The 24,971-nt window shown below is 64.0% G+C and carries 26 protein-coding genes; 7 read left to right on the top strand and 19 right to left on the bottom strand.

Annotated elements, in window-relative coordinates; all coding sequences use genetic code 11:
• The first annotated feature begins 30 nt into the window (after positions 1-30).
• Positions 31-969, top strand: a complete 939-nt coding sequence (locus DCO45_RS17250; RefSeq protein WP_279324825.1) for a DMT family transporter — start codon at positions 31-33, stop codon at positions 967-969.
• Positions 970-980: 11 nt separating this feature from the next.
• On the opposite strand, the gene DCO45_RS17245 is transcribed toward DCO45_RS17250, so the two are convergent.
• Positions 981-1,433 carry a hypothetical protein gene (locus DCO45_RS17245; protein WP_133248192.1) on the bottom strand — a complete coding sequence of 151 codons (453 nt, stop codon included), beginning with the start codon at positions 1,431-1,433 and terminating at the stop codon, positions 981-983.
• Positions 1,434-1,746: 313 nt separating this feature from the next.
• On the opposite strand from DCO45_RS17245, the gene DCO45_RS17240 reads away from it, so the two are divergent.
• Positions 1,747-1,974, top strand: a complete 228-nt coding sequence (locus DCO45_RS17240) for a hypothetical protein (protein ID WP_116926964.1) — start codon at positions 1,747-1,749, stop codon at positions 1,972-1,974.
• Between the two features lie 173 nt (positions 1,975-2,147).
• On the opposite strand, the gene DCO45_RS22755 is transcribed toward DCO45_RS17240, so the two are convergent.
• Entirely contained in the window at positions 2,148-2,489 is a 342-nt protein-coding gene (locus tag DCO45_RS22755; RefSeq protein WP_133248191.1) for a hypothetical protein, read from the bottom strand.
• Positions 2,490-3,213: 724 nt separating this feature from the next.
• On the opposite strand from DCO45_RS22755, the gene DCO45_RS23025 reads away from it, so the two are divergent.
• Positions 3,214-3,387: a hypothetical protein gene (locus DCO45_RS23025; RefSeq protein WP_165841217.1), complete on the top strand. Its 174-nt coding sequence runs from the start codon at positions 3,214-3,216 to the stop codon at positions 3,385-3,387.
• A gap of 67 nt (positions 3,388-3,454) precedes the next feature.
• A complete protein-coding gene (locus DCO45_RS17235; RefSeq protein ID WP_133248190.1) occupies positions 3,455-3,655 on the top strand; it encodes a hypothetical protein in 201 nt (66 codons plus the stop codon).
• 209 nt (positions 3,656-3,864) lie between these two features.
• On the opposite strand, the gene DCO45_RS17230 is transcribed toward DCO45_RS17235, so the two are convergent.
• Positions 3,865-4,827, bottom strand: coding sequence for a DMT family transporter (locus DCO45_RS17230; protein ID WP_243419398.1), 963 nt, complete (start codon positions 4,825-4,827; stop codon positions 3,865-3,867).
• A 109-nt stretch (positions 4,828-4,936) separates the two neighbouring features.
• On the opposite strand from DCO45_RS17230, the gene DCO45_RS17225 reads away from it, so the two are divergent.
• Positions 4,937-5,884: a LysR family transcriptional regulator gene (locus DCO45_RS17225; protein ID WP_116926962.1), complete on the top strand. Its 948-nt coding sequence runs from the start codon at positions 4,937-4,939 to the stop codon at positions 5,882-5,884.
• A gap of 104 nt (positions 5,885-5,988) precedes the next feature.
• Here DCO45_RS17225 and DCO45_RS17220 read toward each other — a convergent pair whose 3' ends face one another.
• A complete protein-coding gene (locus DCO45_RS17220; protein WP_116926961.1) occupies positions 5,989-6,921 on the bottom strand; it encodes a LysR family transcriptional regulator in 933 nt (310 codons plus the stop codon).
• A 144-nt stretch (positions 6,922-7,065) separates the two neighbouring features.
• Between DCO45_RS17220 and DCO45_RS17215 the strand changes: the two genes are divergently transcribed.
• Positions 7,066-8,271, top strand: coding sequence for a serine hydrolase domain-containing protein (locus tag DCO45_RS17215; protein ID WP_116926960.1), 1,206 nt, complete (start codon positions 7,066-7,068; stop codon positions 8,269-8,271).
• 98 nt (positions 8,272-8,369) lie between these two features.
• Here the strand turns inward: DCO45_RS17215 and DCO45_RS17210 are convergent, their stop codons facing one another.
• From DCO45_RS17210 to DCO45_RS17180, 7 genes are all read right to left on the bottom strand, one after another.
• A complete protein-coding gene (locus tag DCO45_RS17210) occupies positions 8,370-8,738 on the bottom strand; it encodes a GNAT family N-acetyltransferase (protein WP_116926959.1) in 369 nt (122 codons plus the stop codon).
• A 143-nt stretch (positions 8,739-8,881) separates the two neighbouring features.
• Positions 8,882-9,289, bottom strand: coding sequence for a GFA family protein (locus DCO45_RS17205; protein ID WP_116926958.1), 408 nt, complete (start codon positions 9,287-9,289; stop codon positions 8,882-8,884).
• Positions 9,290-9,395: 106 nt separating this feature from the next.
• A complete protein-coding gene (locus tag DCO45_RS17200) occupies positions 9,396-9,692 on the bottom strand; it encodes a cupin domain-containing protein (RefSeq protein ID WP_116926957.1) in 297 nt (98 codons plus the stop codon).
• A 223-nt stretch (positions 9,693-9,915) separates the two neighbouring features.
• Positions 9,916-11,328: an Nramp family divalent metal transporter gene (locus DCO45_RS17195; protein WP_116926956.1), complete on the bottom strand. Its 1,413-nt coding sequence runs from the start codon at positions 11,326-11,328 to the stop codon at positions 9,916-9,918.
• Between the two features lie 8 nt (positions 11,329-11,336).
• The gene (locus DCO45_RS17190; RefSeq protein WP_116926955.1) at positions 11,337-11,552 is read right to left on the bottom strand and encodes a hypothetical protein; all 216 of its coding nucleotides are present in this window, start codon (positions 11,550-11,552) and stop codon (positions 11,337-11,339) included.
• Between the two features lie 84 nt (positions 11,553-11,636).
• Positions 11,637-12,608: a ferritin-like domain-containing protein gene (locus tag DCO45_RS17185; protein WP_116926954.1), complete on the bottom strand. Its 972-nt coding sequence runs from the start codon at positions 12,606-12,608 to the stop codon at positions 11,637-11,639.
• A 422-nt stretch (positions 12,609-13,030) separates the two neighbouring features.
• On the bottom strand, positions 13,031-13,942 hold the full coding sequence (locus tag DCO45_RS17180; protein WP_116926953.1) for a LysR substrate-binding domain-containing protein: 912 nt from the start codon (positions 13,940-13,942) through the stop codon (positions 13,031-13,033).
• A gap of 111 nt (positions 13,943-14,053) precedes the next feature.
• Between DCO45_RS17180 and DCO45_RS17175 the strand changes: the two genes are divergently transcribed.
• A complete protein-coding gene (locus tag DCO45_RS17175) occupies positions 14,054-15,397 on the top strand; it encodes an SGNH/GDSL hydrolase family protein (protein WP_207788095.1) in 1,344 nt (447 codons plus the stop codon).
• A gap of 91 nt (positions 15,398-15,488) precedes the next feature.
• Here the strand turns inward: DCO45_RS17175 and chrA are convergent, their stop codons facing one another.
• The 8 genes from chrA to DCO45_RS17135 form a co-directional block, all read right to left on the bottom strand.
• A complete protein-coding gene (gene chrA, locus DCO45_RS17170) occupies positions 15,489-16,847 on the bottom strand; it encodes a chromate efflux transporter (protein WP_116926951.1) in 1,359 nt (452 codons plus the stop codon).
• Positions 16,848-16,938: 91 nt separating this feature from the next.
• Positions 16,939-17,976, bottom strand: coding sequence for a histone deacetylase family protein (locus DCO45_RS17165; protein WP_116926950.1), 1,038 nt, complete (start codon positions 17,974-17,976; stop codon positions 16,939-16,941).
• The gene (locus DCO45_RS17160) at positions 17,973-18,806 is read right to left on the bottom strand and encodes a GntR family transcriptional regulator (protein WP_116926949.1); all 834 of its coding nucleotides are present in this window, start codon (positions 18,804-18,806) and stop codon (positions 17,973-17,975) included. Before DCO45_RS17160 ends, DCO45_RS17165 begins: the two co-directional genes overlap by 4 nt.
• Positions 18,796-19,755 (bottom strand): DMT family transporter, encoded by a 960-nt coding sequence (locus DCO45_RS17155; RefSeq protein WP_116926948.1) that lies wholly within the window; start codon positions 19,753-19,755, stop codon positions 18,796-18,798. The genes DCO45_RS17160 and DCO45_RS17155 overlap by 11 nt, the downstream gene beginning before the upstream one ends.
• On the bottom strand, positions 19,748-20,800 hold the full coding sequence (locus tag DCO45_RS17150) for a histone deacetylase family protein (RefSeq protein WP_116926996.1): 1,053 nt from the start codon (positions 20,798-20,800) through the stop codon (positions 19,748-19,750). Before DCO45_RS17150 ends, DCO45_RS17155 begins: the two co-directional genes overlap by 8 nt.
• A gap of 8 nt (positions 20,801-20,808) precedes the next feature.
• Positions 20,809-22,191, bottom strand: a complete 1,383-nt coding sequence (locus DCO45_RS17145) for an aspartate aminotransferase family protein (protein WP_116926947.1) — start codon at positions 22,189-22,191, stop codon at positions 20,809-20,811.
• 54 nt (positions 22,192-22,245) lie between these two features.
• Positions 22,246-23,295, bottom strand: a complete 1,050-nt coding sequence (locus DCO45_RS17140; protein WP_347707647.1) for a glyoxylate/hydroxypyruvate reductase A — start codon at positions 23,293-23,295, stop codon at positions 22,246-22,248.
• On the bottom strand, positions 23,292-24,968 hold the full coding sequence (locus DCO45_RS17135) for an ABC transporter ATP-binding protein (protein ID WP_116926994.1): 1,677 nt from the start codon (positions 24,966-24,968) through the stop codon (positions 23,292-23,294). Before DCO45_RS17135 ends, DCO45_RS17140 begins: the two co-directional genes overlap by 4 nt.
• Positions 24,969-24,971 lie beyond the last annotated feature (3 nt).

Raw genomic sequence — 24,971 nt, 5'->3', positions numbered from 1 at the left:
GCCATGAGCCCACATCCCCACCCTGCGCGCATGACCGCTGCAAACATGGACCGATCCGCACCCACTGTATCTGTTACGCAGGGCAAGGCCCTGGGCGGCGTGCTGCCCTTTGTGCTGGGCAGTGCGCTCTTGGGCAGCATCGGCATTTTTGTACACATGGCCGAGGCCGGGGCTCTGACGGCGACCTGGTTCCGCTGTGCCTTCGGGCTTCTGGGGCTGACGGCCTGGTTGCTGTGGCGCCGGCAGCTGCATGTTCTGCGGCTGGCACCCAGCACGGCGGGCTGGGTGCTGCTGGCCAGCGCCTTGATGGTGCTGGGCTGGGTGCTGTTCTTCGCGGCGATGGAGCGCATCTCCGCCGGGGTAGCGGTGGTGCTGTTCCATATGCAGCCGATGTGGGTGTTGGTGCTTGGCGCGCTGTGCCTGGGCGAGCGGCCGGGCAGGCACAGGGTGGCCGCAGTCGCGCTGGCTATGCTCGGGCTGGTGCTGGCCACCGGCGTTTTGCAGCAGGCCGCATCGCAGCAGGGCGCCCAGCCGCAGTACTGGTGGGGCGTGGGCATGTGCTTGCTGGGCGCATTGTTGACTGCTGCGGTCACCGTCATCGCGCGGCGCCTGCGTGCCATGCCGGCCGGTGTGCTGGCCTGGTGGCAATGCGCTGTTGGCAGCGCCGTGCTGTGGCTGGCGCCCGCCACGCAAGGCTGGCCGGCCTGGGGTGCCGCTTGGGGCTGGTTGGCTGCCCTGGGGCTGGTGCATACCGCCGCCGCCTATGCCTTGATCTACATCGGCATGGCCCGGCTACCGACGGGGCGCATTGCAGTGCTGCAGTTTGTCTACCCGGCGATCGCGATCGTGGTGGACTGGCAGTATTTTGGCCACAGGTTGGGGGCGCTGCAGATAGCTGGTGTGATGGTGATGGGGCTGGCCATTGGGTATGCCGAGCGCCGGGCCTCTGGCAAAACAAGCCCATCTTGAGGCGTGGATCACTAGTGGCGTTTGTTCTTCCAGGCCAGGAGGGCGAGGCCCAGCCAGGTCAAGACCAAAGGGATAGAAGCCCAGACCAGGGGATGCGACTTGCTGAAAATCGCATACAACGCTGCACCCAGCAGCGCGCTCAGCAACACATGGAGTTGCGGCCGGTTGCGTGCCAATTTGGCCACGACATAGCCCGAGAGCACGGGCGTGAACAACAGGAACAGCGCGAGGAGAAAAAGCGGGGCGAATCCATAGAGGGCGGTATCGGGCAACAACGCGGCCAGTAGCGCAAATGTGATGTTTTGCAGCAGCAGCGTGACTGCGCCATAACTCACGGCGAATGCAATCAGAATCGCTTTCAGGTCAATATTGAAGAGCATCTCGCTACCGTAGTGGTGTTTTAGGTGGGCCTTGCCTTTGTTCCATGCCATCGAGGGCTGAGACTTGAAGCGCATCGACAGCATTCTGGCGTCTCCTCGGGCTTGTCTGGAGCGCTGAGTTGCTTGCCCACTACGGTGTGCGATAAATTTCTTGTCAAGAGCGTGGCGAGCGCCACATCGAGGATGCAAGGCAGCCGAAGCCTGTCCCCTTGTGAGGAGGGGCAGCCGCCGCTCTGCCCACTGCCTCCTGTCCTGACCTTACTGGCGTTTGCGGCGGCCCAGACCTGCCAAGCCGGGCGATGGCCAGCGTCCCGCTCAGTGCCAGAACACTCCACTGGCCAAGGGTGGGTACCGCAGTAGGGCTGGCTACCGGAGGCGAGACAAAGCTCAGCTTGACTTGACCGGCACCACCATCAAAGCCGATGCCCACCCGGCTGCCGCCGCCGCCACCGCCTGGCGCGCCGCCGGCCGCTTCTTCATTCCCGCCCTTGCCACCATCTGCCACGGCGATGCCGCCGACCAAGCCGACACCGGGCAGACCATTGGCCGCCGAGCCTGCAGAGCCGCCGCCGCCCCCGCCTTCCACCGTGGGTGTGGGCGCGCCAGCCGCGCCTGCGCCGCCTGAGAAACCGGTCAATCCAGAACCACTGCAAGCTGCTCCGCCTGCGCCACCGGTTGAGCCTGTAGCGCCATCGCCCCCTGCGACGGTGATGGAGCCGCCCGTCCAGCTCACCGTCGATGCGGTACCCGCTGTGCCATCGAGGCCGCCACCAGTGCCACCCGTTCCAGTGCTGATCGTCAGCTCTGTGCAGCGGCCAAACTGAAGCTGCCCTTGCAGTAGGCGCTACCGCCCCCGCCGCCGCCGCCATCGATGCCGATATCGCCGCCTCCCGATCCACCCCCGCCGCCCCAGACTTCGATTACGACCGAGCTTGAACCAGCCGGTACGCTGCAATTGGCCGTATTGACGCCGCTGACGCAATCAGCCGACCAAGCGGGCGTTGCTACAAGCCCTCCCATCAGCAGACAAGTGGCGTAGGCCATATTTTTGGATAGCAAGCTCACACACTTTCTCAAAAAATAAATGCGGAAACGCCACTTATATTGCAAAGCAAAGAGAATAAAAGCATAAAAATGCATATTTTTTGCATTGCTGCTGTAACCAGCATCTCAGTTTGGATAATTCCACTCAAATGGCTATCCTGAATTTAATTAAATGAAGCGCATCGGGGATAAAACGGTTTCCAGCGCGTAAGTGATTTTTTATGATGAATCTCCTGTGTCGTGGTAGATGCGGTTGATGTGGTATTTGATGCGGGTCAATAATTGCCAATAATGCAGCGATGGCTATAAAGTCAGCGGGGTGGCATTGCAGCGGGTGCAGCTGTATTTTTCTCAAGGATGGCGAGCGGATTGCACAAGCCCGCGTTCAGACCATGGCCAGGTGCATCGAATGCCTGGTTATGTGAGAGCTGGGCGCAGATGCGAGTCCATGGACGATTTCGTGAGATCACATAGCAGCGTTTTATGCAGTTAGCGCTCTTGGGTCCAACGCCAAACTGGGCATTTTCAACGGTGATTACCGCCTTCCAGTCAGCCGTCTTTTGTCGGGCATGGAGCGGCGAGAAATCCAAGTGAGACAAGCCGAAAAGAAATCTCCTCCGTCCAGACCATGGCGGGCTCGGACTGTTGGGCTGCCTGCGTCCGGCAGAGATTTTGGGGTTGCGCGGTTTAAGGTCATTAAAAGGAGTACCGTGGGGTGAGGCAATCCTTCCTGATGTACCCGCACGAGACCGGAGGTCCGCATGTTCCCATGCTCAGCCTGCCTGCCAGCATCGGCGCTTGCCTTTTTACAGGAGTAGGGATGGAGACGTTTTACGACATCTATCTGGGCCGACTGGGCGCCAGAAACACGCGGCGGGTGGCCAAGAATCAGACCACGGCACAGGTTGATATCTGGAAATCCAAAGGCTATCGCCTGCAGGCCGAGCGGCGTGTGGCAGAGCGCTTGCACGAAATCTATTTCATCTCAGCATGAAGACAGGGGCGATGAGATGCCCGCGAGGCGTACTCTCTACCCCCGCACTGAACAGGATCAACGGGTCATGAAACTCAACCTAAAGGCCAAGCCCTCCAAGATGACGGATATCCAGAAATCACGGCTGGAGACGGAGCGCATTTCCTACTCGGAAGATGCGCCTCCTGCCCGCCAGACCTGGAAGGAGCGGGCGGCCTATGACGGCGACGAGCTGTCCTACCGGGGCCAGGTCAAAAAGACCTTGATTACCCTCAAAAGCCATGGATGAATCGGCTGCGCTGCCGATGGGGCTGGTGGAGTGAACGGCCAACTATATGGACCCGGCGGTACCCACCAGTCTCTGCAAAACTCTTGCTCCGTAAGCTGGCAGCGGATGGGGATGGGGCCAAAGGCGTCGTTTGAGAGCGAGCCTGAATTATTGCCAGCGAAGACAGTGCGGCGGATCGGACGAATCTGGATTCAACCCCAAGCAGGCATCTATGTGGATCGTTCTCCGCCCCGCAGATCCTGCCAGCGAAAGCCCAGTACCGCCGCCACAATCAAGCCCATGCCCCACCATTGGAGCGTGCTGGGGTGGGCACCAAACCAAAGCAAGTCCACGGCCAGGGCCACTGCCGGGTAGATAAAGCTCAGCATCGCAATGGCGGCTGGGCCCAGGCGCTGAAAGGCGCCATACATCAGTCCGTACATCAGCGCGGTGTGCAGCAGGCCCAAGACCAGCACGCAGACAAGCGTCTTGACCGATGGCAGGTGGGCGCTGGGCCCCACCATCTGCACCAGCTGCGGTGCAGACCACACCGCCAGCGCAGCGCCCCCCACCAGCATCTGCACCATCGCAATTTGCGCCGGTGCAATGCCCTGGACGCGCCGCGTGCTGACCACCGTCACGGTGTAGAGGGCGGCGGCCAGCAGCGCCAGCACAATGCCCCAGACCGGCGCGCTCGCCTGCGCGGCGATGGTGGCAGCGGCCTCGCTGCCCAGCCCACTGCTCAGCACCACGCCCGCCAGTGCCAGCAGCATCCACAGCAGCTTGCGCCCGCCCATGGCCTCGCCCCCTAAGGCGGCGGCCAGCACCAGCATAAAAGGCTGCACATGGTAGACCACCGTGGCAATGGCGATGCCCACATAGGCATAGGCGTGGAACAGCATCACCCAGTTGGCCACCAAAGCCAGGCCGCCGATCAGCATCGCCGTCCAGGCCCGCCGGTCCGGTCGCACCCAGGCCCGCTGCCACCATAGCCACAGCCCCAGGCCCAGTGCACCGAGCAAACAGCGCAGCAGCACCACGCGCTCCACCGGCAAACCGCTCTCGATGACGGCCAGGCCAATCGTCCCCGACAAGACCATCGCGGCGACCATGCGCCAGGTGCCGCCGGTGCTGTGGCTGTTGGTGGGGTTCGCTGCCGCTTGGGGCATGGCTGCTGCGCTGGAGGCGTTCATGGCGGTATCTCGATGGATTCAATGGCTCCGATGGTCATGCATACGCAATCATTAAACAATATGGCTTTGATTCAATTTATTATTGTCTTCAAATCAACACTGAGATGCCATGACCCCCGATACCCTCCCGCTTGCCGATATGCAGGTCTTTGTACAGGTTGTCGCCCAGCACAGCTTTGCGGGCGCGGCGCGGCAGTTGCGCCTTACCACCGGCGCTGTCAGCCGCAGCATTGGCCGGCTGGAGTCGGCACTGGGCGTCAAGCTGCTGCACCGCACGACGCGGTCCCTGTCGCTGACCGAGGTGGGGGCGGCCGTGCATGCCGATTGCCTGCTGATGCTGCACAGCGCCGAGCAGGCGGTATCACGCGCGACGGCCCACCGCCAGCAGCCGCAGGGCATCTTGCGCATCAACGCCCCCTTGGTGTTTGGCGATTGGTGGCTGGCACCGCTGCTGCCCGGCTTTTGCGCGCGCTTTCCCGAGGTGCAGGTGCAACTGAGCATGAGCGACACCATGGCCGACCTGACCGCCGAAGGGCTGGATCTGGCGATCCGCATCACTGCAGCCGATGCGCTACCGCCCGCCATGGTGGCCCGGCCGCTGCAGCGCGTGGGCTATGTCCTGGTGGCGCATCCCGCTTATCTGCAATCCCGGCAGGCGATCAACCAACCACAGGATCTGCTCGCCCACCCCTGCATGAGCCTGGGCTACGGCCCCTTCCAAAACCTGGTGGAGCTGGTGCCAGCCGATGCGCCCAATACTGTTGCCACCAAGCTGCGGCTGAACACCCCCATCACCATTGCCAGCAGCCAGGGCTTGCTCAATGCGCTGCAGCATGGCGCTGCCTCTGGCATCGCGCTGATGGCCGACTTTGTCGCGCGCAGCCATCTTGCCAACGGCAGCCTGGTGCAGGTGCTGCCCGGCTGGCAGCTGGCGGGCAGCTACGCCCCGCGCATGGCCTACGCCTTGCATGCCCCCGGGCCGCACATACCGCCCAAACTGCGTGCGATGCTGGACTATTTGCAGCGCAGGGCTGCGTCCGCCTACGTATCCGCATAAGCAAAGCACAGCGCATCGGCATGGGCATGGGCATGGGCATGGGCATGGGCATGGGCATGGGCAGGCGAGGGCGATCGGGGCAAGGTCGCGCAGCGCATCAGCGATCAAGCGCGCCGTTTGCCTGCCCCGCCGGGCTGCGTTTTCGTGTCCGCAGCCGCAAACATCCGCTCGCAAAGATAGTCCACCAGCGCCCTGACCTTGGGCGATGCATGCCGGCCCGCAGGCCACAGAATGTGGAACACCCCCGTGCGCTCGGCCAGCCCGGGCATGACCTGCACCAGCCTGCCATCGGCCAGCGCGTCGCCGATGGCAAAGTCCGGAAGGCAGGCGATGCCGCGCCCCTGCAACGCAAAGCAGGCGCGGGTTTCGATATTGTTGCAGACCATGGACACCGGCAGGTTGACGGGCTCGCCATCGTCCGCGGCGGGAAGCGGCCAGGCCTCCAGCTTGCCGCTGTACGGCCAGCGGAAATGCATGCAGCGGTGAGAGGCCAGGTCTTGCACCTTCTGGGGGGTGCCGTGGGCGGCCAGGTAGCCTGGCGACGCCACCAGCAGCATCTTGAAATGGCCCAGCTTGCGGGCCACCAGGCGCGAATCGGCAGGCTCGCCCGTGCGCACCACGGCATCAAAGCCTTCTTCCACCACATCCACCAAGCGGTCAGAAAAATCCAGGTCCAGCTGGATATCGGGGTAGTCGCGCATGAAATCGGCCAACACCGGCAGCACCAAGGTGCTCACCAAGGGCAGGCTCACGCGCAGCCGCCCCCGGGGCGCCGATGAGGCCTGCGACAGCTCCGTTTGCGCCGCCTCGATCTCCGCCAGGATGCGCCTGCTGCGCTCGAGCAGCAGCAGGCCTTCGGCCGTAGGCGTAATGCTGCGCGTGCTGCGGTGGAAAAGGCGCACGCCCAGCTTGTCTTCCAGCCGCGCCACACTCTTGCCCACGGCCGAGGCAGAAATACCCAGCAGCCGGCCCGCTGCCGTAAAGCTGCGCGTCTCTGCCACCTGCACAAACACCGTAAATGCGTTGAGGCTATCCATGTGTTCTCACCTGCGTTTCTGGCCCGTATAGCCTGGGTTCATTGCGGACATAAATGTCATGAAAGTATGGAACTCTATCCTGGTTTTTCTGAGATCACAGGCTGCCTAAGCTAATGGCTGTGTTCCAACCAAGGTAGCGATGCTATGGGTTTTTCAGTTTCTGGCGCACCCGGCAGTGGTGTGCAGCAGGTAGTTGTTGGCTTGGCTGGGCCGTGGGCGCCGGTTGCCGAGGTGTTGCATAGGGCCCTGGCCGAGCAGCGCCTGGTGGGCGCCGTGGTGCTGGTCTACCAGCATGGCCAGGCGCTGTGCCGCATCGCAGCAGGCTGGGCAGACCGGGAGGCGCGCACCGCGATGGCCGAGAACACCGTGTTTCGCTGGGCCTCCGTCAGCAAGCCCGTCCTCAGTGCCGCCGTGATGCGGTTGGTAGCAGATGGGCGCCTGGGCTTGGACGAGCCCATCACCACCTGGCTGCCGGCCTTCCGTCCCCGCTTGCCCGATGGGCGCGAGGCGTGCATCAGCCTGCGCCAGCTGCTGAGCCACACCGCTGGTCTGGGCTACCGCTTTTTTGAGGCAGACGACCAAGGGCCCTATGCCCAAGCTGGTGTGTCCGATGGCATGGATGCCAGCGGCATCGATCTGCAGGAGAACCTGCGCCGCATCGCCAGCGTGCCGCTGCTCTACGAGCCCGGCACCGGCTGGGGCTACTCCTTGGCGGTGGATGTGCTGGGCGCCCTGGTCGAAGCGGTGTGCAACACCCGCTTGCCGCTGGCAGTGGAAGCACTGGTCACGCAGCCCTTGGGCATGGCCGATGCCGGCTTTGTCTGCCGCGATGCCGCGCGCCTGGCAACGCCCTATGTCAACGGCGGCCCCGTGCCACACCGCTTGCAGGAAGGCGAGGTGGTTGCCCCCTTCGACGGTACGGTGGGCATCCGCTACAGCCCATCCCGCGCTTTGGATGCGGGCGCCTTTCCCTCCGGGGGCGCCGGCATGGTTGGCACAGCGGATGATGTGCTGTGCCTACTGGAAGCATTGCGCACTGGCCAAGATGGCTGGCTGCCGGAGCACCTGATCGCCGAGATGGCACGCGACCAAACCCAGGGGCGAGATCTGGCGGCCGGCCCGGGATTGGGGTTTGGTTTGGGTTTCTCGGTGCTGCGCGATCCTGAGCTGGCGCAGTCGCCGGAATCGCTTGGCACCTGGCGCTGGGGTGGCGCTTACGGCCATGCTTGGTGGGTGGACCGGCCCCTAGGGCTGACGGTGGTGGGGCTGACGAATACCTTGTACGAGGGGATGTCGGGGCGGTTTGTGACGGAGTTGCGGGATGCGGTGTATCGGGGCATCGCGCGGTGACTGCCAAGTACTTCGCTCGGGACGAGATGCGGAACCATTTGTCAGGGATGTACCAGCTTTGGGCCAAGGTCCATCAAAGAAATGTCAGACGCAGACAGCTACACCGGGACTGCGTTAAGAGATGCGTTGACGGTGAAGGTGGAATGGTTTGACCGCAACTGGGCATGCTGCCGAAGTGCACGAGCGATACCCTGGCCTTGGGCGTCCGCCGTCACAAAAAGATGGAAGACATGCGACCCATCGCGTAGCGCCACAACGCCACATATTCCCGCAGCGTCCTCGGCGACGTAGTGCTTGAATGGAGAGGACCCGATCCGCTCAGCGTAGGCGGAAGAAGTGAGTCCGGCCATAAAAGGCCGGATCTCCCCAGAAGCCGGATCCGACAGGAGGTAATGCGCCAAGCCGGTGACAAGGTGGCTGACCGAATCTGCATCGGATGCTGTTGCTTGACGAATGGCGAAATGCATGGATGCGTAGGGCTCTCAACGGACGCGGACTCTCGCAGGGACTGACGTTCAGTGGACCCATGTGCTGGCTGTCTGCCGCATATGCCGCTGATCCGGTCGGCACACATGCTCCTCGTCGCCACTCTGCCACAAAAACCATTGCATCAGGGTTGACCGTCGTGCGTTTCGCTCACCCCTGCAAGCGCCACCCAGGCTCTCCGTCGCTTTGTCCATATCTCTCGCTGTGGGCTTTCCAGCGCCTCGCGTTGTTGAAGGACGCCGGTACGCAGAGAGTAGGCCTGCGGATTTTCCACGGCGCAGGCATACAGCGGGCTGCCACAGTTTTCACAGAATGCAAGATTGCGCTTGTTTCCGCTGGCCGTTGTCTTGACGAAGGTGCGCGGCATGCCCTTGGTCAGTCTGAAGCTGGCCGCAGGGGCGGAGATATTGGCTCTGAAGGCAGAGCCTGAGTGCGTTTGGCAATCAAGGCAATGGCAGATGGTCATGCTGCCTGGCTGCACTTCCGCCTCAAATTCAATGGCGCCGCATAGGCACCGGCCTTCTACTTTCATGCTGATCCTTTTTGGGGAAGCGCCGCCAGAGCGGCGTCGATAGGTCGGTTGGGGATGGGGATGACCCAGCTTTTGCAGCGCTGCTCATTACCTCAGGTCCCGTAGTTCAGAGGTCCACAATCACCAGGCTGCCCTGGCTGCCGGCTAAAACCGCATGAGGAATGCCTGCCTCGGCAATGTACATCTGACCGGCTTCCACGCACAGGGCCTGGCCTGCTACCTCCAGCATCATCTGGCCGCTCACGACCAGCAATGCCTCGTCGTAGTCATGCACTTCCTCGCCATAAGGCATCTGGTCCATCCGCACGAGTTTGATGTTGGTCGATCCCACGGTGCCAAGCACGGTGGAGTTCCACGCAGCAGGCAGACCATTGGCGATGGCATCGAGGTCAAATAAGGACATGCTTTTCTACTTCACAGTTTGGATCGCACTGCGGTGCGCACCTCAGCACAATTGCAAGCGCGACGGGCGATCCACAGGCATGAACTGTAGCTGAATGCCTGCATCGTGCCGTACTAGCTTTCATGTCGTTAGCAGCCTATATGGGGCTGACAGCAGCCGCCGATGCAGGCTGCGCTGTCTCCTGCCTTCCCCCTCACAGCCTGAGCACCAGGCTCGATACGGTTCATATCGCCGTCGCGAAAAACAGCCTTTGCAGCATCCACAGGTTCAGCGACACCACGACGGCAGCGCAACTCCACAACAGGATGGCCATAGGCCTGCCAAAAGTCAGCGCTCCCAGTGCGTGACGGCGGGTGGTGAACATTAACAGCGGCACAATGGCAAAGGGCAGCTGCATGCTGAGGACCACCTGGCTGAACACCAGCAACGCCGTGGCGCCTTCGCTGCCATACCAGGCAGTGGCGATGACGGCGGGCACGATGGCGATAAGCCGGGTCAGCAGCGCCCGCATCGAGGGCGACAGGCGAATCTGCAAAAAGCCTTCCATCACGATCTGGCCCGCCAGGGTGCCCGTCACCGAAGAGCTCAGGCCCGAGGCGAGCAGGGCGGTGCCAAACACTGCGCTGGCAATGCCGACGCCCAAGACAGGCGACAGCAAATGGTAGGCGTCTGACAGCTCGGTCACGGGTGGTGTGCCCGGGCGATTAAATGCGCCTGCCGCCACGACCAGGATGGCGGCGTTGACAAACAGCGCCAAACCCAATGCGACGGTCGAGTCGATGGTGGCAAAGCGGATCGCCTGGCGTGTGCCTTCCAGCGTCTTGCTGTGTTCACGCGTCTGCACGATGGCCGAGTGCAGGTACAGGTTGTGCGGCATCACAGTTGCGCCGACGATGCCGACGGCCAGGTAGAGCATCTCCGGATTGGTGACGATCTCGGAGCGCGGAATGAACCCGGACAGCACCGTGGCCAGCGGTGGATGCAGCCACACCAGCTGGGCACCGAAGCAAATGCCGATCAAGGCCACCAGCCCGATGACGACCGATTCCAGCGCGCGAAACCCCCGGCTTTGCAGCGCAAGAATCAGCATCACATCGACCACGGTGATGCACACGCCCGCGATCAGTGGCAGGCCAAACAACAGGTTCAGGCCGATGGCCATGCCCAACACCTCTGCCAGGTTGCAGGCCACGATGGCGATCTCGCAAAAGAACCACAGCATCAGGTTGATGCGTGGCGCAAATTGTTCGCGGCAGGCCTGCGCCAGGTCGCGGCCGCTGGCCAGGCCCAGGCGCACAGCAGCCGCCTGGAACAGCATCGCCATCAAATTGGAGGCAAAGATGACCGCGAGCAAGGAGTAGCCGAACTGCGAACCGCCCGCAATCGAGGTGGCCCAGTTGCCAGGGTCCATATACCCGACCGCCACCAAATAACCGGGCCCGGCAAATGCCAGCATGCGCCGTGCATTGGCCGAACGGCCAGTGCCGCGCGGCACCGCAATGCTGCGGTGAACCTGCGGCAGGCTGGGATCGCCTAGCTTCCCATTGTCTGGGTCAATGGCGCCACAGCGCTCTGGCTTTGGCTCGGGCGCTGGATTGCGCAAGGGGTTTTGTGTGGTGAAGGTGGGCGGCGGCATGGACGCTCTTATCTGGCCGTTGGTGCCTGGTGCGGCGCGGTGGAGGGGGGTGTTGCCGCCGTGTCCCCATTGCTGAGAATTGCCAGCAGATCACCGGTGACGATGGCGGCACCGGCCAAGACGATCAAGCTCCCCACACAACGGCGCGCCAACATGCCGGGTTTGAGGCGCCGCGTCTTGCTGGGGGCGCCTGCTTCAAAGGATTGAGGAAAAAAGGACTTCATCGCAACTCCTTCGCAGAGATACCACGGTCTCGGGCCCGCCTGGTAGAAATCCTGCCCCAGAGCGGGGCAGGATGTTGCTACGAGTTAAGCAAAGGCTGAGCTCATCACTAACGCACCATTCACACCGGCTGGGAAGAAGCCGCCCTTGGTGGCAGAGTCCTTGGTCAGGTAGACGATGTTCAGCACATCACCTGGCGAGCGGCTGTAGGCAATGCCGTCAGCATCCAGGGGCACGATATTGGAGGTGCTGTCATCCCCCGTAATGCCCTGGTCCACATCGGAGGAGCCATCGAGGCTATCGCGCGCATCGGAGATGGCGCCGGCTGCCGAGCGCAGCGCGGGGGTGGCGAGGCCCTTGGCATAGAGCACCGTGCGCACCAAACCTGCATGGTAGGCCTCGGCAGACAGAATGCCGGCAGCAGCTTCCAGGTAGGTCTTGTTGGTGATCAGCGGCGATGCGCCCTTGTAGGCCGTTACGCCCACGTCCTCGAAGATAAAGGCGCCCAGCAAAAAGTTCTCGTCACTGGCATAGGGATCGAAAGCCACGCCCGCACCCACCAGACCGGCAGCGCGCGCTGCCACCGAGAAGGCCCCATTCGGGTCCGTGCCGCCAATGTCGATCTGCGGCTGCGCCACTGCGGCCGAGCCCAGGGCCTTGCGCAAAAAGGCCACGTGGGCCACCTCGTCCTGGGCGATCTCCTTGGCGTACTGCGCTACCAGCGGATCCTTGAACGCCACCGCCCGCCCGCCGGTGATGCCCCCCTGCGTGCCGGTGCCCGACTGCATATTGGCGGGCAGCCCCGTGCCAAACACTGCGTAGTGGTAGAACTGCGATTCCAGATATTCCAGGTTCAGCGCAAAGTTCAGGATCTCCACATCGGTCGGGCCGTTGTTCTGGGCATTGGCATCACTGCCGCCACCCCCGCAAGCCGTCAAAATGGCCCCACCCGCCATACCTGCTGCCACGCCTCCCGTCTTTCTGAAGAATTGACGCCGGTCTTCCAATTTCCTGGCCCGCTGTTGCAATACACCTATCAACACTGATTCGTCAGACATGTGATTTCCTTTCGAGTTGCGCTTAACGCGCCTACCTACACAGGAATGCGCCGTCGTTAGACAGCACACGGTGCAGCAAGAAGCAGCTCAGCACAAAAGCCTGGTCAGTGGAGACTGATGACGTCGGCTCTTGCTACTTGCGCTGTACGCAGCAGTAGGCGAGGTGGATTCACAAATTTTGGGTCTTTACAATTCGGCGCTTCTTTCTAATTCGCCGAGACGAATTGAGGATCACCATTTGCGGACTGCTGGGTTCAGATGGATGAGGCACAAACATCGGCTGCGCTTGCCGGTGCTGGTACTGACGAATGCTTGCCTGAACGACAATAGCGCACTGTTGCAGCTCTGGACGGGCTACACCGCGAGCCGATCGTTGACCGCTGTTAGGAATTTCCTAACTCCTTTTTGGCCCCGGGTCTGCCTCAATGCTTGTCGAGATCAACCGTCTGGACCAGAAAGTCAAGAAAAGCGCGCACGCGCAGCGGCAGATAGCCGCCTTGTCCGACATAGACGGCGTGTACCTCTTCGATATCGCCCGGATTGCAGTGTTCGAGAACCGGCAGCAGGCGTCCAGCGGCCAAGTCCTCGCGTACCTGGAAGGCGGCCAGGCGCGCCAAACCCAGCCCCGCCAGCGCCAACTGGCGCAAGGCTTCGCCGTCACTGGCCTGCGCATTGCCATTGATGGGAAGGACGGCATCTTCACCGGTATGCCGCAGCGGCCAGCCGGGTTGCGCCCGTGCATAGTTTGCTCCCAGGCGGTTGTGGTGCTCCAGTTCCTGCGGCGTGGTTGGCATGTCATGGCGGGCCAGATAGCTGGGCGCTCCCACAATCAGCATGCGTGTGCCGCCCAACTTCCGCGCCACCAGGTTGGAATCCTTCATCGGCCCGGCACGCACGGCTACATCGGTACGCTGCTCCAGGATGTCGATCACCTCATCGGTCAATACGATATCCAGCGTCACGTCGGGATGGGACGCCAGAAATGCAGGCGCAAGCGGCAGCAGAAAATGGTGGCCGAAGGGTACGTTGGCATTGACGCGCAGCCGACCGCGCGGCGCAGTGTGCGTACTGGCGCAGTGCTCTGCTTCTTCCAGATCGGCCAGGATACGTACCCCGCGCTCGTAGAAGACGCAGCCTTCGGGCGTGAGTTGGAGCTGCCTGGTAGACCGGTTCACCAGTCTAGTGCCCAGACGCTGTTCCAGGCGAGCTACCAACTTGCTGACCGCAGACGGCGTCATGCCAACGGCGCGCGCAGCGGCGGAGAAGCCCCCTGATTCAATCACGCGCACGAACACCTCCAGTTCGCCGGACCGATTGACTTCCAGACGCGCCATGCGGTCCTCCTTGTTGAGATCAATTCACAAATGATGTTCTAGCGGCCAGTCTATTCCAATCTGATCTTTGAATTCATCATCTGTTCTTCCAAGGACTTTGAATTCACTGATATGAAAAGACTGACTGTGCCGCTTGCAAGCGCTGGAGCCGCTGCGATGCTGGCGTTGACCCTCACGCTAGGCGCCGTGCCTATCACGCCTGCGCGGGCCGCGGATGCTGCTACCGGCAACGGCTGGGTGGCCACCTGGCAGGCCAGCCCCCAGCCCGTGTGGGGCACGGATTTTCTGTTTCCGACGCACCTTCCGGCCGCGTTGCATGCGCAAACCGTGCGCCAGGTGGCACGCATCAGCCTGGGGGGCGAGCGCTTGCGCATCGTGCTGTCCAACGCCTACGGCAAGCAGCCGCTCTTTGTGGGCAAGGCGACGGTGGCCCGTTTTCGGGAAGCCAGCGCAGCTGGCGCGGTCACCGATGGCAGCCTGCGGGCCGTCAGTTTTGGCGGCCAGGAGGGCGTGACGATCCCGCCAAGCGCATCTTGGGTCAGTGATCCGGTGGCACTCCCGGTGCCCGCGCTGTCTCAGGTGGCGGTGAGCCTGTACCTGCCCCAGGCCACGCCGATCAGCACGTTCCACTGGGATGGCCGCCAGACGGGCTGGATCGTGTCTGGCGATCAAACTCAGGCGACCAGCCTACAGATCGCTGATCCCGACAGGCAAAGCACCACGGCCCGACCGTTGCTGACGGGGATCGCGGTGGAGACTGGCCCCGCCGCGCGCGCTGTGGCAGTGATTGGTGATTCCATCACCGATGGCGCAGCAGCCACCTTGAACAAGGACAGCCGCTGGCCGGACTTTCTGGCTGCCCGGCTGGCGCCGCATGGCGTGGCTGTGGTCAATGCGGGTATCTCAGGGGCCAGGTTGTTGTCCGATGGCATGGGCGCCAATGCGCTGGCGCGGCTCGAGCGTGATGTACTGGCGCAACTGGGGGTGCGAAGCATCATTGTGCTGCTGGGTATCAACGACATAGCCTGGCCCGGTACCGCATTTGCAAAGCATGCAGAGCCGCCCACCCTGGCTTCCCTGACGGCGGGCTACCGCCAATTGATTGCGCAAGCGCACAGCCGGGGCATTCGCGTTCTAGGCGCCACACTGACGCCCTTTGAGGGCGCATTGCCCGGCACGCCGCTCGCCGATTACTACCAACCCGGCAAGGACGCGCTGCGCGCACAGGTGAACGACTGGATCCGCCACAGCGGAGCCTTTGATGCCGTCATCGATTTTGATGCGGCGCTGCGCGATCCAGCGAAGCCGGCACGCATCGCCTCGCGATTCGACTCGGGAGACCATTTGCACCCCGGCGATGCAGGCCATAGAGCCATGGCGGAGGCCGTTGCGCTCGATGCCCTCCTACCGGGCCTGGAGTCAAAGGCCGCTGGTGCGTTGCCACAGGCGCGCTAGCCATCGCTATGCGTTGTCGTCCGTTGCTCAGGCCCCGCTGCTGCGCCTGGCGATGGCCATGCCGACCCAGGCCTGCATGCGGTGGGGACAGTCAGAGCAACAGCCGCACCAATAAACCGGCAAAGCCCGCAGCCACAATCACATACACCACATTGACCCGGTAGCGAAGCAAGGCAATGGCCGCTGCCAGCCCTATGGCAATGGATGCCCCATCCAGGTTTCCTGCGAAGCCCTGGGGCCACATCACATGGTAGGCAAAGAAGACAGCCAGATTCACGATGACACCGACAACGGCTGCGGTGATGCCTACCAATGGCGCGGTGAACTTCAGGTTGCCGTGGGTGGACTCGATGAACGGGCCGCCCAGCAATATGAAAAGGAACGAGGGCAGAAATGTGAAGAACGTGACCACCACGGCCGACACCATGCCCGCCAGCAGCAGCGAATCCGCACCGAAGATGGCCTTGGTCCAACCCCCGACGAAAGCCACGAAGGACACCACCATGATGAGCGGGCCAGGGGTGGTCTCACCCAAGGCCAACCCGTCCATCATTTGGGGCGCGGTCAACCAGTGGAAGTTATCCACGGCTCCTTGGTAGACGTAAGGCAGCACCGCATAGGCGCCTCCAAAGGTCATCAGCGCTGCCTTGGTGAAGAACCAGCCCATTTGCACCAACACGGAATCCCGCCCAAACAGCGCCGCAAACAGGGCCATGGCGCCAGCCCACAGTGCCAGGCACACCAGCGCCACGGACCAGAATCTCCGCCAGGAAAATCGGGCATGCGGCGGCGTGGGGGTGTTGTCGTCTATCAGTGCATGTCCTCCATGCCGAACTGCGGCGCCTGGGCCATGGCTGGCGCCACCAAAGGCCTCCGGCTGGACCTTGCCGCCAAGGTAGCCGACGGCAGCTGCCACCACCACAATCAGCGGAAACGGAACATTCAGCGCGAAGATGGCCATGAACGCAGCGGCCGCAATGCCCCAATGCCAGCGGTTCTTGAGTGAACGGGACCCCACGCGGTAGGCGGCCTGGGCCACCAGCGCCGTCACTGCCGGCTTTATGCCATAGAAGAAACCTGCAATGACGGGCATGTCACCATGGGCCATATACAGCCACGCCAGCGCAATGATGAGAAAGAGTGACGGCAGAACAAAAAGAATGCCGGCCAGGACACCACCCCAGGTCCGGTGCAGCAACCAACCCAGATAGGTGGCCAGCTGCTGCGCTTCCGGTCCGGGCAGCAGCATGCAATAGTTGAGGGCGTGCAGAAAGCGCTTTTCGGAGATCCACCGGAGGCGGTCAACCAACTCCTCATGCATGAGGGCGATTTGACCGGCAGGGCCACCAAAGCTGATGAACCCCAGCTTCAGCCAGAAGCGTAAAGCTTCAGACAGCGACAGAGACGTAGGTGCAACGGGGTCCGTTGATCTGGGCAAACCGGTGTCCATAAAAACTCCATAGAGAATACCCAGCACTTGGACGGGACACCGTCTAACCTTGCGGGCCGGGAGGCTGCTATCCCGGTTGGCAAATTCTAGCCTACCTGTCGCCTGCTCCCGTTTCGAACCCCCGCAACGCACTCTCCAGATTCAAGCCCAGGTCCTCACTCAGATACCCGCCTTCCTGCACGATCACCGTCGGCAGCCCCAGCTGCGCGATTTTTTCAGTGATGCGGGCGAAGCCGGGGGTGTCGATCGCCAGGGCCTGGTAGGGGTCGTGTTCGTGGGCGTCCAGGCCCAGGGCCAGCACCAGGGCGCCGGGGGCGTAGTGGCGAATGGTGGTGAGGGCGGTTTCCAGTGCGCGCAGGTACTGGTCGGTGGTGGTGCCCTTGGGCTGGGGCAGGTTCAGGTTGTAGCCCAGGCCTTCGCCTTCGCCGCGCTCATGCGCATGGCCGGTAAAGAACGGGGTGCAGAAATGCGGATCGGCATGGATCGATACGGTCAGCACATCGTTGCGGCGCCAGAAGATGCCCTGGGTGCCGTTGCCGTGGTGCACGTCGATGTCGAGCACGGCGACGCGGGCATGTTTGCTGCGCAGGTGCTGGGCGGCGATGGCGGCGTTGTTCAGGTAGCAAAAGCCGTTGGCGCGGTCCACATAGGCGTGGTGGCCGGGTGGGCGGCACAGCGCGTAGGCGGCCTGTTCGCCCTGCAGCACCAGCTCGGCGGCATGCGTCGCGCAGTGGGCGGAGTTGATCGCCGCGTGCCAGGTGTGCTCGCCCATGCTGCAGGCGCAGTCACCCATGTGGTAGCCGGCCTGGCCGACCAGATGGTCGGGGTAGGTAAAGGGCTGGCCGGGGAAGGGGAAGACATTGGGCAGCACTTCGAGCGAGGCATCGGGCAGCGCCTGCCAGCGTTGCCAGGCGGTTTGCAGAAAGTGCAGGTACTCGGGGGTGTGGACGGCGGCGCGCGGGCTGGGTCCAAAGTCTTCGGCCAGCATCGGCTGGTGGCCGGCCTTTTGGGCGGAGCGCAGCAGGATCTCGGCGCGTTCGGGTTGCTCGTTGCTGCGCTTGAGTTGGCCGCGCACCATGAATTGCTGCGGGTCGTGGCTGCGGTGCTCGTGGCTGTAGATGAATTTCATGGTCTTGGCGGTTTTCGTCGGGAGGAAGAAACGGGGGAGGCGGTGGCGCCGGGCTTGGCCTTGGCTGGGGTGGCCGGTGTTGGCGCAGCGCCGGCACCAGCGTCCGGCGCCTGGTCGCCGTGCAGCACCTGGGCATGGGCCTTGTCCTGGGCGTCCACCAGGTGCACGCGCAGCGCTTTTTCTGCGGCATCGGCATCGCGGCGCAAGATGGCATCGACCACCGGGAAATGCGACTGCGCAATAAACACCGGGTCGCGGTACTGGCGCTCGATAAAGCCCTGGCAGATGCGGATCTCGGCCTGCATGTTGGCAAAGATGCGCTGCAGGTACTCGTTGCCCGACAGCCGCGAGATGGCGGTGTGCATGCCCAGGTCCATCGTGACGCGCTCGATATTGCTCAGGGTCGGTGCGCGCTCGAGCATGTCATCGGCATAGGCCTTGAGCGCTGCGAGCTGCGCATCGGTCGCCACCTCGCAGGCCAGGCGCGCGGCCATCACTTCGAGGCCTAGGCGCACCTGGAACAGGTCCTGGATCTCCTTGGGGCTGAAGGTGCGCACGGTAAAGCCCTTGCGCGGCGTCGAGACGATGACGCCCTGGCTTTCCAGCCGGCGCGCTGCTTCGCGCAGCGGGGCGCGGCTCACGCCCATCTGGCGCGAAAGCTCGGCCTCCACGATGCGCGAGCCCGGTGGCAGCCGGCCTTCAAAAATGGCCTGCAGCAGCTGGCGCTCGACCAGCTCCACCAGATCGGGCACCCGGATCGACGAAAAGCCGGGGTTGTCTGTCTCCTCGTCCTGCAGGGCGATGGTTTTAGTAAGGGTCTCAGATGTCATGTCGGGATGCCTGGTGAGCGGGGTACTTTTGCCGCCGGGGCCATGCAAGGTACACACCGGCAGCGCTGATCATCAGCATGCCATAAAGGGCCAGGCTGTCTGGCGGCCGTTGGAACCAGAACGTGCTGATCAACACCGCCAGCAACAGTTGTACATAATTCATCGGCGCCAGGGTCGAGGCCGAGGCGCGCTGGAAGGCCTGGAGCAGCAGCAGCTGCGCGCCACCGCTGACAAAGCCACCGGCCAGCAGCAAGGCCAGCTGCGGCGCATCGGGCCATTCGGTGATCGGGTGGAAGAGGGCGGGCAGGTTGGTGATGACCAGGCAAAACAGCGCCATATAGGCAAACTGCACGGCCGTGGGCACCAGGCCCGAGAGCTTGCGGGTGAGCACCTGGAACAGTGCATAGCAGACGGCCGAGATGGCCATCAGCACCGTGCCGGCCAGCGGCAGCGCATTGCCCGGACGCACGATCAGCAGCATGCCGGCAAAGCCCAGCAGCACCGCCACCCATTGCACGCGGCCGACGCGCTCGCCCAGCAGCCAGGGCGAGAGCGCCACCATGATGAGGGGCGCTGTGAAGTAGATGGCGGTGGCCTCGGCCAGCGGCATCGTGGCCAGCGCCGTCATAAAGCAGGTGGCCACAATGGCCAGCATCAGGCTGCGCAGCAGCAGCAATTTGCCGCTGCGCAGGCGCCCCCAGCGCAGCGCCGACCAGTCGCCATGCCGGTGCATGACCCACAAGGCCAGCACGCCGATGGCCGTGTAGCGCGAGAGGTTCATCACGGTGGCCGGATAGCGGGCCAGCATGTGCTTGGCAAAGGCGTCGTAGCAGGCAAAGCACAGCAGCGCTGCCAAAAACAGGCCCAGCCCCTGGCGCAGCCGGCGCGTGGCATCGGCCTCGCGCAGTGCTACTGCCGGGTTGCTGGACTGCACGGCCTGCTCAGCCATGGAGGCCCTCCAAGAAAGCCTGCAGGCCCGGGCCAATCGCTTCGACCAGGTAGCCGCCTTCTTGCACCACCACCAAGGGCAGCTCCAGCGCACGCAGCTTTTGGCCGACGGCGCGGTAGGCCTCAAAGTCGACCTTGAGCACACTGATCGGGTCGTCCTTGAAGGTGTCAAAGCCGAGGGCCAGCACGACGGCTTTCGGGGCAAAGCTGCGCACGGCGTCCAAGCCGGTGTCCACCGCAGCCAAAAACTCCGCGTTGCCGCTGCCATGGGCGAGGGGCAGGTTCAGGTTGTAGCCCTCGCCCGCGCCGGCGCCGCGCTCATCGGCATAGCCGGTGTAGAACGGAAAGTAGCTGCTGGTCTCCGCATGGGTAGAGACCGTCAGCACGTCGTCCCGGGCGTAGAAGATGCTCTGCGTGCCATCGCCATGGTGGGCATCGACATCGAGCACAGCCACCCGCCCAAAATGCGCGGCCAGGCGCGCAGCAGCGCAGGCGTTGTTGTTGACATAGCAAAAGCCGCTGGCCCGGTCCCAGTGCGCATGGTGGCCCGAGGGACGGCACAGCGCATAGGCCATGCGCTCGCCGGCAATCACCGCATCGGCCGCAGCCACGGCACTGTGGGCCGAACGCAGGATGGACTGCCAGCTGTCCGGCCCGAGCGGGCAGGACAGATCGCCCAGGTAGTAGCCGGTTTGCGGTATCAGCGCCGGCGATGGGCAGGGCGGGCGGCGCCTGCCGGCGGGCACGCCGGCGTAGGGTGAGAGGTTGGCCATCACCTCGGGGCCGGCATTGGCGCCGCTCGCCAGCATCGCTTGCCAGCGCGGCCAGGCGCTTTGCAGGTAGTCCAGGTAGTGCGGGGCGTGCACGGCCTCGAGTGGCGCGCGGCCCAGGTCGGGCGGGGTGCTGACGGCCAGGCCCGCCTGCTGCAAGGCATCGGCCAGGGTTTCGGCGCGGCTGGGCAGATCGGGCGCGGGCACCAGCTTGCCCAGCCGCATGAACTGGCTGGGGTGGTGCAGCGCCTGATCGGGGCTGTAGAAGGCTTGCATGGCGGCGCTCATGGCAGGGTGACCTGCAGCTTGTCCAGCGCGCGGTCCAGGCGGGCAAACATCTCGGCCATCTCGGCCTCGATGATGATCAGCGGCGGGCACAGTGCCACGGCGTCGCCCATGGCGCGCACGATCAGGCCTTCTTCCTGCGCGTACTGGGCCAGGCGGTAGCCCAGCTTCAGGGCGGGGTCAAAGGGTTGGCGCGTGGCCTTGTCGGCGACCAGCTCGATGGCGCCAATCATGCCCACGCCCCGGGCCTCGCCGACATAGGCGCGCTCCAGGTAACCGCGCAAGCGGCCTTGGAAGAGGGGGCTCAGCCGGTTGACATGGGCCAGGATCTGCTCGTCCTCGTAGACCTTGAGCGTCTCCAGCGCCACGGCCGCCGCCACCGGGTGGCCAGAATACGTATAGCCATGGCCAAAGGTGCCGATCTTGCCGCTGTTGGCGGCCATGGCCTCGTAGACGGTGGGCGATACCATGACGGCCGAGATAGGCACATAGCCCGAAGACAGCGCCTTGGCGCAGGTGAGGATGTCGGGCTGGATGCCAAAAGTGTGCGAGCCGAACATCTGGCCGGTGCGGCCAAAGCCGCAGATGACCTCGTCGGCCACCATCAGCACCTCGTACTTGCGCAGCACGGCCTGGATTTTTTCAAAATAGGTCTCGGGCGGCACGATGACGCCGCCAGCGCCCATCACCGGCTCGGCAATGAAGGCGGCCACAGTGTCCGGGCCCTCCTGCAGAATGCGCTGCTCCAGCGCATCGGCCAGGCGGGTGGCAAAGTCGGCCTCGCTCTCGCCGGGGTTGGCATAGCGGTAGTGGTGCGGGCATTCCACATGGCCGATGCGCGCAATCGGCAGGTCAAAATCCTGGTGGTTGGCGGGCAGGCCGGTCAGGCTGGCGGCCGCCACCGTCACGCCGTGGTAGCCGCGCTGGCGCGACAGGATCTTTTTCTTGGCGGGTTTGCCAATGGCGTTGTGGTAGTACCAGATGATCTTGATGGCCGTGTCATTGGCTTCCGAGCCCGAGTTGGCAAAGAAGACCTTGGCCATCGGTGCCGGGGCCAGCTGGATCAGCCGGTCCGCCAGCTGGGCAATCGCTGGGTTGGAGCGGTGGTTGAAGGTGTGGTAGTAGGGCAAGGTCTTGAGCGCATCGATGCCGGCCTGCACCAGGCGCGGGTGGCTGAAGCCCAGCGAGCTGCACCACAGCGCGGACATGCCCTCGATGTACTTGCGGCCTTGTTCGTCGATCACATGGATGCCATCGCCCCGCGTGATCATCAGCGGGCCCACGTCCTCATGGGCGGCCAGGTTGGTGTAGGGGTGCAGGTGGGCGCCAATGTCCTGGGCGTCCAGCGCGCTGCGTTTGGGGGTGTTGTCTGCTGCGTTCATGTCCAAATCTCCTGGGGGCTGGTGGTGCTTGCTGTTGCTAGGTATGGCGGGGTGTCAGTAGCCGCGCCCCAGGTCCACGGCCACCTCGGCGGCCTGGCCTGCGCGGATGCGGCTGAAGTTGTGGGCGGTCTGCTGGGCGATCACGCGTGGATCGGTGCGGGTGGCGATATGTGGGGTCACCAGAATGCGCTCGTCCTGCCAGAACGGGTGGTCGGCTGGCAGCGGCTCGGCGCTGAAGGTGTCCAGCGTGGCCGCGCCAATCTGGCCCTCGGCCAGCGCGGTCAGCAAATCGGCCTCGACCAGGTGCGCCCCTCGGCCCACATTGATCAGGTGCGCGCCGCGCGGCAGCTGGCGCATTAAGGCCAGATCGAGAAAGCCCTGGGTTTCGCCCGTCAGCGGCAGCAGGCAGACGAGGGTGTCGCAGCCGCTCAAAAACTCTGCCTTCTGCGCCTGGCCGTGGAAGGTCTGCAAACCCTCCAGACCGGCGGGCAGATCCTGCTTGGCCGATCGGCTCCAGCCGCGCACCTGGTAGCCCATGGCCAGCAGCGCGCGGGCACAGCCCTGGCCCAGGGTGCCCAAGCCTGCAATCCCAACGCGGTGGCGGCTGGGCGCAACGATGGGCTCCTCGCGCCACTGGCGCTGCGCCGCATGGGCCACATAGCGGTCCATATGGCGCTGGCGGTGGATGACGGCCCAGCTGACAAAGGCCGTCATGCCATAACCCATGGTGCTGTCCACAATGCGGCACACGGGGGTGCTGGTGGGCAGGGCCTGGGTGTCGATATGGTCAATGCCGGCGGCAATCGATTGCACCAGCTGCAGGCCAGCGGCCTGGGTCAGCTGCGCGAGTTGGGCGGCGGGCGGGTGCCAGCACACTGCCACCTCGATATCGCCGTGCTGGCCGGCATCGAGCAGCGCCTGCAGCTCGGCGCCCAGCAGCAGCCGGCTGCCGGGGAACTGGGCCTGGTAGGCGGGCAGCAAAAAGTCCATCGCAATGCTCTTGCTCAAAAAGGCAATGCTGCGGGGCATGTCACTGGCGTGGCTGGCAGTGCGGCCCGGCACAGCGGCCTGGGCATCGGTGGTGGGCATGGTGGTCATGCTCATGCGCGGCTCCGCGTTTGTGCGTTGCCCGCGTCCACCTCGTCGCGGCGGTGCTCCAGCGAGGGAATGGCGTCGATCAAGGTCTGGGTATAGGGGTGCTGGGGGTTGCCCAGCACCTGGGCGGTCGGGCCGTATTCCACAATGCGGCCCCGCTGCATGACGGCCAGGTGGTCGCACATCTGGCCGGCCACGCGCAGGTCATGGGTGATGAAGACCATGCTGAGCTGAAAGCGCTCGCGCACCTCGGCAAACAGCTTGAGCACCTGAGCTTGCACGGACACATCGAGCGCGGAGACCGGCTCGTCCGCCACCAGCAACGAAGGCTCCATCGCCAGCGCGCGGGCAATGCCAATGCGTTGGCGCTGGCCGCCAGAGAACTCATGCGGGTAGCGCTCGGCTGCCTCGGGGCCCAGGCCGACCAGCTCCAGCAGCTCCATCGTGCGGCGCAGGGCCTCGGCCTTGGGGACACCCTGGGCAATGGGGCCGCTGGCAATGGCCGCGCCAATCTTGTGGCGCGGGTTGAGCGATGCATAGGGGTCCTGGAAGACCATCTGGATCTTGCCCTTGGCCTGGCGGCGCAGCGCGGCGCCCGAGCTCAGGCGCTGGCCGTTGAAGAGGATCTCGCCGCTGTCAAACGGTGCCAGGCCCACGATGCAGCGGCCCAGCGACGACTTGCCCGAGCCCGACTCTCCGACCACGCCCAGGGTCTGGGCGCGGCCCAGCTCAAAGCTGATGCGCTCGGCGGCCACCACCTCGCGCGCGGGCCGCAAAAAGCCGCCGCCAGTGCGGTAGACCTTGCACAGGTCCTTGACCTGCAGCACCGGCTGCGCCGTGCTGGCCTGGGTCTCGCGCACATTGCCATGCGGAATGGCGGCCAGCAGCTTCTTGGTATAGGCGTGCTGGGGGTTGCGCAGCACCTGGCCGGCTGGGCCGGCTTCGACCACCACACCGGTTTGCATCACCACCACATGGTCGGCAATCTCGGCTACCACGCCAAAGTCGTGGGTGATGAACAGCATGGCCATGCCGCGCTTTTTCTGCAGCGCGCGCATCAGCTGCAGGATCTGCGCCTGCGTGGTCACATCCAACGCCGTGGTGGGCTCGTCGGCGATCAACAGGCTGGGCTCGAGCAGCATCGCGATGGCGATCATCACGCGCTGGCGCTGGCCGCCCGAGAGACGAAACGGATAGGCGTCGATCAGGCGCTCGGGCTCGGGCAGGCCCACATCGGTGAGGGCCGCGATGATGCGGCGGCGCTTGTCGGCAGCGGGCAGCTGCAGGTGGGCATCCAGCGCCTCGGCCATCTGGTCGCCAATGCGCATCACCGGGTTCAGCGCCGTCATCGGCTCCTGGAAGACCATGGCCATGCGGCTGCCACGCAGCTCGCGCAGCTGGTCTTCGCTCAGGCTCAGCAGGTCTTTGCCGTCAAACAGGATCTCGCCAGCGACGGGCTCCACCTTGGGGCGGGGCAGCAGGCCCATGATGGCGTTGGCGATCATGGACTTGCCCGAGCCCGATTCACCGACCACGCACAGGGTCTGGCCGGGCAGGATCTGCAGGTTGGCCTGGGTGACGGCCAAGGCGCGGTCGGCGCCCAGCGGCAGGCGGATGTCCAGGCCGCGCACGGTCAGCACCGGCTCTGGGGTGGCAGGCTGGTCAGGCATTTGTGCAAGCATATG

The organism is Comamonas sp. JNW, from assembly GCF_003105075.1.
Lineage (GTDB): Bacteria > Pseudomonadota > Gammaproteobacteria > Burkholderiales > Burkholderiaceae_C > Comamonas > Comamonas squillarum.
This window is presented reverse-complemented; position numbering and strand designations above follow the sequence as displayed.